This window comes from Methylotenera mobilis 13 (assembly GCF_000384255.1).
GTDB lineage: Bacteria > Pseudomonadota > Gammaproteobacteria > Burkholderiales > Methylophilaceae > Methylotenera > Methylotenera mobilis_B.
Window position 1 is genome coordinate 2,080,471 of the sequence record NZ_KB913035.1, and the last position, 11,879, is coordinate 2,092,349.

Annotated in this window: 13 protein-coding genes; 6 read left to right on the top strand and 7 right to left on the bottom strand. The window is 38.6% G+C overall.

The window, feature by feature from the left end:
• Positions 1-18: 18 nt before the first annotated feature.
• A complete protein-coding gene (locus tag A391_RS13920; protein WP_232416171.1) occupies positions 19-3,501 on the bottom strand; it encodes a PAS domain S-box protein in 3,483 nt (1,160 codons plus the stop codon).
• 102 nt (positions 3,502-3,603) lie between these two features.
• Positions 3,604-4,110 (bottom strand): chemotaxis protein CheW, encoded by a 507-nt coding sequence (locus A391_RS0109840; protein ID WP_019899092.1) that lies wholly within the window; start codon positions 4,108-4,110, stop codon positions 3,604-3,606.
• Positions 4,111-4,508: 398 nt separating this feature from the next.
• Between A391_RS0109840 and A391_RS0109845 the strand changes: the two genes are divergently transcribed.
• Together A391_RS0109845 and A391_RS0109850 are read left to right on the top strand one after the other, a co-directional pair.
• On the top strand, positions 4,509-5,111 hold the full coding sequence (locus tag A391_RS0109845; RefSeq protein WP_019899093.1) for a response regulator: 603 nt from the start codon (positions 4,509-4,511) through the stop codon (positions 5,109-5,111).
• A gap of 4 nt (positions 5,112-5,115) precedes the next feature.
• Positions 5,116-6,171 (top strand): sensor histidine kinase, encoded by a 1,056-nt coding sequence (locus A391_RS0109850; protein WP_019899094.1) that lies wholly within the window; start codon positions 5,116-5,118, stop codon positions 6,169-6,171.
• A gap of 41 nt (positions 6,172-6,212) precedes the next feature.
• On the opposite strand, the gene A391_RS0109855 is transcribed toward A391_RS0109850, so the two are convergent.
• Together A391_RS0109855 and A391_RS0109860 are read right to left on the bottom strand one after the other, a co-directional pair.
• Complete coding sequence (locus A391_RS0109855) at positions 6,213-7,427, bottom strand: EAL and HDOD domain-containing protein (protein ID WP_019899095.1); 1,215 nt, start codon at positions 7,425-7,427, stop codon at positions 6,213-6,215.
• 52 nt (positions 7,428-7,479) lie between these two features.
• On the bottom strand, positions 7,480-7,869 hold the full coding sequence (locus A391_RS0109860; RefSeq protein WP_019899096.1) for a response regulator: 390 nt from the start codon (positions 7,867-7,869) through the stop codon (positions 7,480-7,482).
• Between the two features lie 335 nt (positions 7,870-8,204).
• On the opposite strand from A391_RS0109860, the gene A391_RS0109865 reads away from it, so the two are divergent.
• Positions 8,205-8,582, top strand: coding sequence for a response regulator (locus A391_RS0109865; protein ID WP_157261346.1), 378 nt, complete (start codon positions 8,205-8,207; stop codon positions 8,580-8,582).
• A gap of 78 nt (positions 8,583-8,660) precedes the next feature.
• On the opposite strand, the gene A391_RS0109870 is transcribed toward A391_RS0109865, so the two are convergent.
• From A391_RS0109870 to A391_RS0109880, 3 genes are read right to left on the bottom strand one after another with little or no spacing between them, the layout of a single operon-like run.
• On the bottom strand, positions 8,661-9,473 hold the full coding sequence (locus tag A391_RS0109870) for a sulfite exporter TauE/SafE family protein (RefSeq protein ID WP_019899098.1): 813 nt from the start codon (positions 9,471-9,473) through the stop codon (positions 8,661-8,663).
• Complete coding sequence (locus tag A391_RS0109875) at positions 9,466-9,813, bottom strand: TIGR01244 family sulfur transferase (protein WP_019899099.1); 348 nt, start codon at positions 9,811-9,813, stop codon at positions 9,466-9,468. The genes A391_RS0109870 and A391_RS0109875 overlap by 8 nt, the downstream gene beginning before the upstream one ends.
• Before the next feature lie 3 nt (positions 9,814-9,816).
• Positions 9,817-10,137: an ArsR/SmtB family transcription factor gene (locus A391_RS0109880; RefSeq protein ID WP_019899100.1), complete on the bottom strand. Its 321-nt coding sequence runs from the start codon at positions 10,135-10,137 to the stop codon at positions 9,817-9,819.
• Positions 10,138-10,221: 84 nt separating this feature from the next.
• Here A391_RS0109880 and A391_RS0109885 point away from each other — a divergent pair, with 84 nt between their 5' ends.
• The 3 genes from A391_RS0109885 to A391_RS0109895 are packed head-to-tail and all read left to right on the top strand — an operon-like array spanning position 10,222 to position 11,799.
• Positions 10,222-10,917 carry an MBL fold metallo-hydrolase gene (locus A391_RS0109885; protein ID WP_019899102.1) on the top strand — a complete coding sequence of 232 codons (696 nt, stop codon included), beginning with the start codon at positions 10,222-10,224 and terminating at the stop codon, positions 10,915-10,917.
• Positions 10,918-10,921: 4 nt separating this feature from the next.
• Positions 10,922-11,347 carry a YeeE/YedE family protein gene (locus tag A391_RS0109890; protein WP_019899103.1) on the top strand — a complete coding sequence of 142 codons (426 nt, stop codon included), beginning with the start codon at positions 10,922-10,924 and terminating at the stop codon, positions 11,345-11,347.
• Positions 11,348-11,364: 17 nt separating this feature from the next.
• Entirely contained in the window at positions 11,365-11,799 is a 435-nt protein-coding gene (locus tag A391_RS0109895; RefSeq protein ID WP_019899105.1) for a YeeE/YedE family protein, read from the top strand.
• The last annotated feature ends 80 nt before the right edge of the window (positions 11,800-11,879 follow it).

Sequence of the window (11,879 nt, forward strand, 5' to 3'; positions counted from 1 at the left end):
TTTATAGATAACTGATACCTAAAACTCTTCCCATCCATCTTCATGCAGTTGACTATTACCGAAGACTCTTAGTGGCATGCCTTTGCTTCTTATCAATTTATTATTAATCTGCACAAAAGGTTTAATAGTTTTGAGTTTGCTTGTGTCAGTATTGGAGCCTAGCAATTTATACGCAGATACAGTTTCTATTAATCCAGCAGCTTGCTCTACTAGCGATTCAGCAGCCGCTGCGGCTTCTTCAACAAGTGCCGCATTTTGTTGTGTCACTTCGTCCATGCTGGTGATGGCGTTGTTGACTTGGTCAATGCCTGCACTTTGTTCTATGGATGCTGCTGCGATTTCACCCATGATGTCGGTGACGCGTTGAACCGAGGTCACGATTTCTTGCATGGTGGCGCCGGCGTTTTCTACTTGTTTGGTGCCTTCTGCGGTTTTGTTGACGGAGTCGGTGATGAGTTCTTTGATTTCTTTGGCTGCTGAGGCTGAGCGTTGTGCTAGGTTGCGGACTTCTCCGGCAACCACTGCAAAGCCTCGACCTTGTTCTCCGGCTCTGGCCGCTTCTACTGCAGCATTGAGGGCTAGGATGTTGGTTTGGAAGGCGATGCCGTCTATCACGCTGATGATATCTTCAATCTTGTGTGCGCTTTGGTTAATGGCGTTCATGGTGTTGACGACTTGACCAACGACTTCTCCACCTTTGACTGCGACACCTGATGCAGCACTGGCTAGTTGATTGGCTTGTTTGGCGTTTTCCGCGTTTTGTTTTACTGTCGAGGCAAGCTGTTCCATGCTAGAGGCTGTTTCTTCTAGACTAGATGCTTGCTGTTCTGTGCGGCTTGATAGGTCGGTGTTGCCTGAGGAGATTTCTCCAGCTGCGGTGTTGATCGCCTCACTAGATTCTCTAACGTGAATAATTACTTCGCAAATCTGATCCATCAACGCATTCACACCATTGCATAAACTAGCAATATCACCGCTTTTACCTTCTAACGGTACTCGATTACTTAAGTCACCATTTTTTGCTTGCTCAATAATACTTTGCGTTTCAGCAACAGCAGACTGTAAAGTCAACGCGTTGTTATGCTGAATGGTAATATCAGTTGCATATTTCACAACTTTGAAAGGCCTACCATTCATATCAAAAATTGGGTTATAACTTGCTTGTAACCATACCTCTTTCCCGCCTTTACCAATACGTCTATATTGACCAAACTCAGCTTCACCCTGGGCTAGATTATCCCAAAAAGCTTTATATTCAGGACTATTCTGCTCCGTTGCATCAACAAACATGCGATGATGGTTACCAACTATTTCTTTTTCGCTATACCCTGTTACGCGACCAAAATTATCATTAACCGCGATAATTTTTCCTGTCAAATCAAACTCAACGACCCCTTGTAGTTTATCGATAGCAGCTATCTGCCCTGCATTATCCGCCGCTTGCAATTTTTGCTCAGTGATATCAATCGTGTAATTAATCACTTTTGATAGCTTGCCATTTACATCGTAAATAGGGTTATAAGATGCTTGAATCCAAACTTCTCTCCCATCTTTTGCGATACGCTTATATTGTCCTGCGTCACTGGCTCCGTTAATCAAGTTACTCCATAGCGTGCTGTAAGCTGTACTTTTTGCATAAACTGAATCTAATACCATACTTACATGACGACCAATCAGCTCTTTTTCAGTGTAGCCAAGCATCTCTAAATATACTTGATTCGCCTTCAGTATCTTGCCGTCTAGTGCGATTTCAATCACACCTTGTGATCGATTAATAGCTGATACCTGCCCTTCAAAGTCAGCATTTTTTATTTTCTGGGCTGTAACATCGGTCGCATATTGAACAACTTTATATGGATTACCTGAGGCTGAAATAATCGGATTATATGAAACTTGCAACCATATCTGCTTACCGTTTTTACCGATACGTTTAAACTCACCTGTTACGGCTTCAGAACGTGTTAGTGTTGCCCAGATTTGGCCATAATCATCAACGCCTTGATTAGCAAGGTCAACATAAGCATCATGTTCCTGACCGACCACTTCATTACGAGTGCATCCCAATATATTTAGATAGATATCATTCACAGCGATTACTTTTCCACTCATATCAAACTCGATGACACCAGTAGATTGACTGATTGCTGCTAACTGTCCTTCATACAGGGTTGATTGCTCCTTCACTTTACCCGCTAGCTCTTTCGCCTCATTCAAATTGACACTTAGCGTCGTTTGTGTGACTTTCAATGCCCTAAGCACACGAGCTAGTTCATTATTACCGCTAGCTTCAAATTGAGCATCCAGTCTGTTAGATTTAATGTTATCAAGCACTTTAAATATCACAGATAACGGATTGGAAATCGAACGCATAATAAAATATGCAAAGCAAATCAGAAGTCCCACAACAACAAGCAAACCTGCAATTGTCCAGTTACGCATTAACTGATAATTTGCAACAGATGCCTCGTATTCAGCCTTAGCACGATTGCTTTGATATTTAATTAATGCAGTCACATTCGGATGCGCAATGTCATATAACATCCTAGCTTTGGTTGAATATAACTTTGTCTTTTCGTAATTATTGTCACGCAATGATGCCACTGCTGGGAGCAATGCCTCTTTTACAAACGCACCGCGTGTTTCTGCAAACTTATCTGCCAGTAATTTTTCTTCATTGGCAATCTCTGTCGCCTTGTACTTTTCCCATAGCTCAGTAATTTCACCTATATTCTTCTCGATAGACTCAGCAGCTTGTGCTGAAGCTTGTGGATCCATTTCCAATTCTGGTGCTACATTATTTGCTTTATAGACTACTTCACTGAGCGCGATACGTAGAGCTGTTCTATTCTCGAGCATCAAGTTGGAAATGCGACCAAGATCTTCAATCGGTTGCATACGGTCGTTGTAAATCGACATTGTGCGCTGGTTAGCATGGTCCATCTCATTAAGAGACATCCAAGACTGCACTATTAGTAAGATTGCAGAGATAGTGACGATTGCCATCAGACGTTGAGATAGTTTTAAATTCAATAAATTGTATTGAACTTTGCCAATTAAGCCGTTACTCATGACTTTACCTTCATGAATAACCAAATGCTGCGCTTTACCTTCTTTAAACAAGCGATATGCGGCATCTGCTTCATTAATTTGCTGACGGCTTGGTTTTCTGCGCGCGGAAAGATAACCAACCAATTGACCATTTTCTAGAATTGGAGAAACGTCCGCCATTACCCAATAGTAATCACCTTGCTTAGTACGATTTTTTACTAAACCAGTCCAAGGTCTACCAAGTTTTAGATTTTTCCAAAGGTCAGCAAAGGCCTCAATTGGCATGTCTGGGTGCCTAACAATATTATGACTTGACCCAATCAGTTCAGTTTCTGTAAAACCTGAAGTCTTAATAAAGTCATGATTAGCATATGTAATAATGCCCTTTAGGTCTGTCTTGGTGAGCATAAACTCATCATCCCCAAACAACACCTCATGATTTGTAATTGGCATATTGACCTTCATCCGACTCCCCTTTGCTGTATTCTCTATAATTAAACGTTAGCTAAACATCAAACTTTACAGCACATTAACTAACGTAATTTTTGATCTAGATTAAACACTCGCGTCATCAATTAAACCTATTTCCTGGCTAGCCATCAGCTCTTCAATCGCAACTAAAATTAACATTCGTTCTTCATAAGTTGCCAAGCCGATAATGTATTTAGTATCAATACCGGTTACTAATGAAGGCATGGGTTCGATTTGCGCTTGATTCAATGCAATGACATCTGAAACACCATCAACGACTACTCCCACAACACGCCCACTTAAATTTAAAACGATCACCACTGTGAATTCGTTATATTCAATATTTTCTAGATTAAACTTAATGCGTAAATCTACTATCGGTACAATTTTTCCTCGAAGATTAACAACACCTTTGATAAAAGTTGGAGTGTTAGGAATTTGTGTTACTGCGTCATAGCCACGAATTTCCTGGACTTTTAAAATTTCAATACCATACTCTTCATGCCCCAATAAAAAGCTAAGATACTCACCCTCTTCTGAAGGTAACGCATCTGTCAATGGTGCTGATGATGTCATGTCTAGCTCTGCCATTTATATAACCCATATCCGTTAAGACCGTAATTTACACCATTAATAATAAATTAATATTAAATATGATATTAAAATGATACTTAATAAATTAAACATTGTCTACTGATAGGTAATTTATTTTATAAAGATATTTATTACTTTATTGACGCTAGTCATTGCCTTACTGAAAACTAAAGCAAGTAATTGACGTAATAATTGATAATAATTAGCACACCAAATATCAAATATGTATTAGAATTTCGTAAAATCAGTGAGTTAGCGCTTTTTAAACAATGCCTAGCTAAGACTGCCAATTCAAATGTAGTCAAATCGCGGTATTGAAAAATATGACTAAAATATGCTCGCTGTAGCTATGTGTAATCCGAATGAACGCTTAATTAACTTCTCAAAGTAGAAATATGTCTATAAAAAAATCAGCGCTTAAAACACTCGATTTAATGACAACGACTGACGTAGCCAAAGCACTAGGTGTTACAGTAAGGTCAGTACAGCTATGGGTAGAGCAAGGCGCATTAGAGGGTTGGAAAACACCAGGTGGCCACCGTAGAATCACCCGTGCTTCATTTAACAAATTCAATTCAAATGTTGCTTCTGATGAACATAAAGTAACAACGCGTCTCAATGTTGTCGTTGTTGAAGATAGCTTAGCGATGCAAAAGCTTTATCAAATGACCATTGCATCTTGGCAGCTACCGATAGACATCAAGTTTGTATCAAACGGGTGCGAAGGTATTATTTACGTCACCCAACACATGCCAGATCTACTCATTACAGACTTAAAAATGCCTGAAATGGATGGTTTTACAATGTTAAAATCTCTACGTGATGTAGATACGTTCGCTAAGATGGCAATTGTTGTTGTGACAGGTATGCAGCCCCAAGAGATTGAGGAAAAAGGTGGCTTACCAAGAGGTGTTAGACTATATGGCAAAAGCCCAGTGCCATTTTGGGAAATGCGTGAATTAATGCAAGGTTTAATTGATAGAAAATTAGAAGCTTAGTCGCTTGAATACTGATAAAAAAATCCCCGCGGACGTTACTCAAATTATTGATGCTTGTCCTTTCGGTATTGTGACGGTTAACTCGGCCAGCATTGTAGATTATGCGAATACTGCATTTACTAAAATTACTGGCATTGAGATAGAGTCTATCCTCAATACGCCTAACCATGTAATGTGGAAAACTTTACTGAAGTATTATTCAGTAGACGGCAATATGAAAACATATATTGGTGGTGTGTTGACGCTTCGAGCTAACAACTCACTCAACGTGGTGAGATTAAGCTGTCAGTTACCAAAACAAAGTAACACAAAACAGATCCTTTATTTTCAAGACATTACTGCAGAGTCTGAAGTTGATCGAATGAAAAGTGAGTTTCTTTATTCAGCAACGCACGAACTGCGCAACCCGATTGCAATCATTTTTGGATTCTCTGAACTGCTCATCAATAACGAGTTTGATCGTACTGCTTCGCTTGATATTATTGAAACAATTCATCAACAGGCAAAAGATCTCAACCACCTGACAAATGAGCTATTGGACATTGCAAGAATAGAATCTCGCAAAGGTAAGGATTTTGCGATATCAGAGGAATCTGTCGGTAAAATACTGCTCACAATTGAAAAAGAATGGTGTGGCAGAGTTGGCAAGGAAAGAATCAGACTCACATTACCATCACAAATACCCAAGGTATTAATAGATAAAGACAAAATAAAACAAGCAATTACGAACGTAATGAGTAATGCTTGTAAATATTCGCCTGAAGATAGCGTAGTTTCTATCGATATCGCTTTAGATAAAGTCATGTCTGACAGCATGATTGGTATTAGTATTCATGATGATGGTTTTGGGATGTCAACTGAAGACATCAGTCATTTATTTGAGCGATTTTGGCGCTCAGATCGATTTAGGCACATACCAGGCACTGGCTTGGGCATGTCAATCGTGAAGGAAATTGTTGAATATCATCAAGGTGTTATCGACATTGCCAGCGCAGTGAATCAAGGCACTACAGTGACAATATGGTTGCCCGTCTACATTGATTTAGCGTCTCTGGAATGATAAAGACTCTCCCGATTAAACCAACAATCAATTAAGTAAGGCTAGGTATAGTCCATTTGTGATAACACCTGATTCGTCCAAATTAACGCCTCATTTTGACAAGCCATGATTACACTATTACTCGTATGCAATTTTTCTTTGTAGTTCGCTACATGCTCAAACTCAGCCGCCTCTAGTGCTTCAGCCAATGCTAACAAATCTCCAGCCAACCCAGTCCTATTAAGCAGTGCATCTTGTATTGTTTTGGCTAGACTCATTTTGACCACAATGCTTTCCATCGTGTCATTAAGTAACATATCAGCTAAAGATAAAATGCCAGTAATAAAAGCAGCATCATGATGCACGATTGAACCGTGATGATTACATTGCGTACTCATTAGCTCCATAAATTTTGCACGCCATATAACTGTGTAAAGCAACATTGTCGGCATTTTCACATGACTATCAATGACGTAAAGCATCACTTGCAACCAGCGCATGATTTGTCCACGCCCCAAAATCATAATGGCATGCCTAATCGAACTTATTTCTTTTCCAGCACCAATCGCAGCTGAATTTACTATTTTAAGCATTTGTAAACTTAACGCAGGATTTTCTCTAAAGAACCCTTCTAACCTAGCATCACAGCCATCTGAATTTAACTCTGCAATCAATTCTAAGATTGTATGCACGCTCAAAGGCAACTCTTTATTTAAGCTTACTTTCATCCCTTGATAGTAGCGGCCTTGAATAAATTTGATACTTGATAAATTAGCACGACTTTTATCTTTATCATCATTTACATCTGTAGCTAAAATATTGAGAGATGGGGAACGCAACGCTTGTATTAATCGAGAGCTATCGTCATCATTAATATTAACTTTTACAAAAGTCATATAAGGGATTAGCGTTGCTAGCTGATCAGATCTAATCTGAGTGCCTGTTGCTAAGTAATACCCAGAACTGGATAGCGCTGACAATCGATTCAATAAGGCTGGTAATATAAACTCACACTCATCAAGCTCAAATACAATCCTATCCATAGGCAATGTGGCATTGACCTCGTTCATCAGAAATAGCTGATTAACTTTTATGAAAATCTTATAGTTACTCATCAAACCATTTGATTCAGGTCCTAAAAACGGACTTAGTGCTGACATAACATTTTGCGAATGATTGTTCACTTCCATTTGTGTTTCATCAATCACTAATGCTATCCCAACCATGTTGCTGTGTTCATCAGTGATGGGCTGATAGGAAACCAATACATCTTGCATTGCCAACTCCTAGCTTAAATTTAACATTCACAGTGATTGATTGACATCACGATTAAAACAATTTGAAATTTAGATCTTGTGTTAGTCGTGCCAATAATGTTTTTAGCACCATAGGACTAAATGGCTTGATAAGATAGGTATCAGCACCCACATCAGCCCCTTGATGAATATCCTTAACCTGCCCTTTACCTGTTAATAATGCAATGTATGTATGTTTAAGATGTGGGTCGTTTTTCACTGCCTTACAAACCTGAAATCCATTCATTTCACCAGGCATCATAATATCCAATAAAACAATATTGGGACGCCACGCTTTAATCGCATTTAAAGCATCCACACCATTAGATACTTCTTTAAGCTCATAAGCGTCACCTGCAAGCGTAAGTTTCAGCAAGTTGCACACCTCTGGATTGTCATCCACAATTAATAACTTACAAGCCATTCTGATTAAGCCTTCATTGGTATCATATTTATAAAATAATGCTTAATTACAATCATCATTAACATCACATTTATTGGCTTATCTCGCCATCTAAAAACCAGCTATACATCAGTTTTTACTATAAAAAACTGCTGCGAATAAGCCTTACTTCTGAAAAATCATCAAATATCGACACATACAACCGATTAATAAAAAAATTAATTGTCATAATATTACACTTTATTTGATAAATTTGATAAATTTGATAAATTTGATATTTAATGTAACAATTAAGTCGTGCACTAATTCAACTTTAAAGTGCGTTCATAACTAATATTAAATAGATGGGGTGAAAAATGGAGAGAATGTTAATTGTTGATGAAGGCTATGATTTACATAACAGCCTATTGCTCACATTTGGGTACGGGGAATATAAAATCACCCAAGCAATGAACGAAAACCAAGCAATCAAAGTAGCAGAAACTGAACATCCTGAAATCATCATCGTAAACTTAACGGGTGATAATGAAAGTGAGCTGGCAACTTGCAAAAAACTAAAGTCTATTCCTCAGCTTCATCATAGCCATATCATTTTGCTCACTTCGCAATATCAGCAAGATGAAACATCAAAACACATTGAAAGTGTTGCGAACTATTGTCTACCTAAGCCATTTTGCCCCAATAACCTGACAACAGTACTCACTGGGATTAGAAGCAAGAAACTACTGAGTTAACCCAACAGTATTAAAAAATCCTGAACGCCTCAACAAACAATCCTTTTGATAACGCTCAAAAGGATTGTGATTGCTAGATTAAAATAAGCTAAACACCATCATCAAGGCGATAGATACGCTAATGAAACCGAAGGTAAGCTTAGACAGGTAAGTTGAAATTTTATGTGAGATTAATTTTCCGACTAAGCTACCAATCAGTGCAGCTGATACAAACGGAATCGCAATATGCAGATTAATGCTGGTGTAACTTGCATAAGAAATAACGCCTACTAATGAAACTAATGCGGTCATTGTTAACGAGGTCGCCACTACCATTCTATGTTCTAGGTTACTAATTTTTAATAAGCTAGGCATTGCGACAAAACCACCACCAACCCCTAATAAACCAGAAATAAAACCAGCAGCAGACCCAGTCAATAATAATCGTTGAGTACAAGATGCGGTCCAAAACAACCTAGATGTTGCAGGATTCAATTCACAGGGTGTTGGACTAGTTTGAAACAAATTATCTTGTAAATAGCGGGGACTTTTAGCGCTGACTAAAGCTTGCCACCCCACATAAAATAGTACTAAAGCAAATAAAATTTGTAGCCAAAGAGAAGGTATTTTCTGCGCAAGAAAAACACCTATTGGTGCCATGATAATGCCCATTAAGGCCAGAAGTGCAGCTGCCTTATATCGAACAACACCTTGCTTTAATCCAATCACCGCAGCTGTGCCTGCTGCTACGGACACAGCTAACAATGCTATTGGTGCAGCGTCTTTAACGCCTAGATGTAAAAAATACATCAACAATGGTAGTGACAGAATTGCACCACCCGCGCCAGTGATGGACATCAGAATGCCAATCAATACACCTAATATGATTGCGATTAGATTAGGTTCAATCATGATTTTCTAATGCTAGCTTGCACATCGTTGATGCACGATTCCCTGTTTTACAAAATCCTAATATTGGCTTTGGCGCTTTTGCATAAGCTTCTCTAAATTTATCCAGCTGGTGAGGTTGAATGTTATTGGGAATCACAGGAATATGCACATAAGTAATTCCATGGCTAAGTGCAATCGCTTCTAAAGCTTCACTTTTTGGTTGCTCAGCATTGCCCTCAAAATCAGGGCGGTTGTTAATAATTGTTTTAAAACCCAAACTGGCAATTTCTGAAATATCATCCACTTCAATTTGGCTGGTATAACTAAAATCATTATTTAATTGATTGATGGTTAACGTCATTTTTTAACCTCCTGATTTCATACAAATTTCTTGGTATAGCACGTTCATAATTGCTAATGCCGATGTGCTGGATATCATGTAATAGATGCACTTGCCTTCTCGGCGTGTGCTGACCAACTTAGCATTTCTTAGCACGGTTAATTGTTGTGATAAGGTTGGTTGCTTTATTTCTAAAATTTCCTCTAGCTCACTCACTGACTTCTCACCTTGTGATAACTGACATAAGAGCATTAGGCGATCACTATTTGCCATCACTTTTAATAAGCTCGTTGCTATTTCTGCAGAGGCTCTTAACTTTTCAAAATTAACTTCTTGTATTTGCATCTCTAATAAACTCTATTTTAAAATATTATATTTAATTATATAATATTAAGTTACAATGTATCAATACTTTTTGAAAGGAATATCATGTTTAAACAATTTTATGACGATGCCTCATCTACGCTAACCTATCTAGTTGCTGACATTGACAGCAAACAGGCTGTACTAATCGACCCTGTCACTGAGAACATCAATGAGTATCTTGATGTAATCAATAAGCATCAATTGACATTAGTTTACTCATTAGAAACGCATGTGCATGCTGACCATATCACAGGTGGCGGAAAACTAAAATCGATCACAATGGCAAAAACAGCCGTTAGCAAAGACTGCGGTGCAGAAACTGCAGATATTCAGCTAAAAGATAATGATGTAATTACTTTTGGTGATGATCAAATAAAAGTGATTGCGACACCTGGTCACACTGCTGGCAGCGTGAGTTTTTTATGGAAAGATCGCCTGTTTACGGGGGATAGCTTGATGATTAATGGCTGCGGAAGAACCGACTTTCAAAGTGGAGATGCTGGTATCTTATATGACAGCATTACTGCTAGACTTTTTACTTTAGCAGATGAAACATTGGTCTACCCGGGCCATGATTACAATGGTAGGCGCGTTAGTTGTATCGCCCAAGAAAAACTCATTAATCCACGTTTAGCCAATCAATCGAGAGAAGCGTTTATTGGGATTATGGAAAACTTAAACCTACCTAAACCTAAAATGATTGATGTTGCTGTGCCAGCAAACCGTCAATGTGGCGTACCTGAGCCACAGCAAGGATAAAACCATGGAAAATTTCACCACGATACAATCTTTAGTTGGTGGCTTACTGATTGGACTGTCTGCCTCCATCCTAATCCTTTCAAGCGGTAAAATTGCAGGCATCAGCGGTATTGTTGCAGGTTTAATGCAATTTAAAAACACATCCAAAGAGCATTACATATGGAGAATACTATTTATAACAGGCTTAGTTATCTCAAGCTATCTCTATTCGTTATTGATGCCTTTACCGGCATCTGAGATTTCTGCCTCTTACTCTACACTAATGATTGCAGGGTTATTAGTAGGCTTTGGTACCAGAATGGGCTCTGGTTGCACTAGTGGTCACGGGATATGTGGGCTAAGTAGGCTGTCTTTACGCTCACTAATAGCAACCATGAGCTTTATGCTTTCAGGATTTATCGTTACCTATGTATTGGTGCATGTAATTTAAAAATAGGAATAATCTAAATGATGAAACATATGATGAAACATATGATGACATTGATTGCAGGCATTATCTTTGGCATTGGCTTAATCCTTTCAGGGATGACTAATCCATCTAAAGTGATTGGTTTTTTAGACATTACAGGCAATTGGGACCCTAGCCTTGCCTTTGTAATGGTAGGCGCTATATTGGTTGGATTTTTTGGCTTTAGAAAAGCTGAAAAAACAAATACAACACTATTTTGTGAGCCTATTCACTTGCCAGGTAAAACGCATATTTCTAAAGAACTAATAATCGGCAGTTTATTATTTGGCGCAGGCTGGGCGCTTGCAGGGTTTTGTCCGGGCCCGGCAATTGTTGCACTTGGTGCTGGATATCAAGAAGCTATTACTTTTGTGATTGCGATGTTATTGGGAATGCTAATCCACGATAATTTATACGAAAAACTAAAAAAATAATTGTGTGTGCTGATGACAGTTGACTACTCTAGGCAGATCGACAGTTGATGCCTTTATTCATAAAGGCATCAACTGTCAAT

Bases quoted from the DNA above. Each gene is read 5' to 3' on its own strand.
- A391_RS0109875 (WP_019899099.1), bottom strand. From the start codon at position 9,813: ATGACGTTAACCATCAATCAATTAAATAATGATTTTAGTTATACCAGC.
- A391_RS0109895 (WP_019899105.1), top strand. From the start codon at position 11,365: ATGATGAAACATATGATGAAACATATGATGACATTGATTGCAGGCATT.
- A391_RS0109855 (WP_019899095.1), bottom strand. From the start codon at position 7,427: ATGCAAGATGTATTGGTTTCCTATCAGCCCATCACTGATGAACACAGC.
- A391_RS0109840 (WP_019899092.1), bottom strand. From the start codon at position 4,110: ATGGCAGAGCTAGACATGACATCATCAGCACCATTGACAGATGCGTTA.
- A391_RS0109885 (WP_019899102.1), top strand. From the start codon at position 10,222: ATGTTTAAACAATTTTATGACGATGCCTCATCTACGCTAACCTATCTA.
- A391_RS0109870 (WP_019899098.1), bottom strand. From the start codon at position 9,473: ATGATTGAACCTAATCTAATCGCAATCATATTAGGTGTATTGATTGGC.
- A391_RS0109845 (WP_019899093.1), top strand. From the start codon at position 4,509: ATGTCTATAAAAAAATCAGCGCTTAAAACACTCGATTTAATGACAACG.
- A391_RS0109860 (WP_019899096.1), bottom strand. From the start codon at position 7,869: ATGGCTTGTAAGTTATTAATTGTGGATGACAATCCAGAGGTGTGCAAC.
- A391_RS13920 (WP_232416171.1), bottom strand. From the start codon at position 3,501: ATGCCAATTACAAATCATGAGGTGTTGTTTGGGGATGATGAGTTTATG.
- A391_RS0109865 (WP_157261346.1), top strand. From the start codon at position 8,205: ATGGAGAGAATGTTAATTGTTGATGAAGGCTATGATTTACATAACAGC.
- A391_RS0109890 (WP_019899103.1), top strand. From the start codon at position 10,922: ATGGAAAATTTCACCACGATACAATCTTTAGTTGGTGGCTTACTGATT.
- A391_RS0109880 (WP_019899100.1), bottom strand. From the start codon at position 10,137: ATGCAAATACAAGAAGTTAATTTTGAAAAGTTAAGAGCCTCTGCAGAA.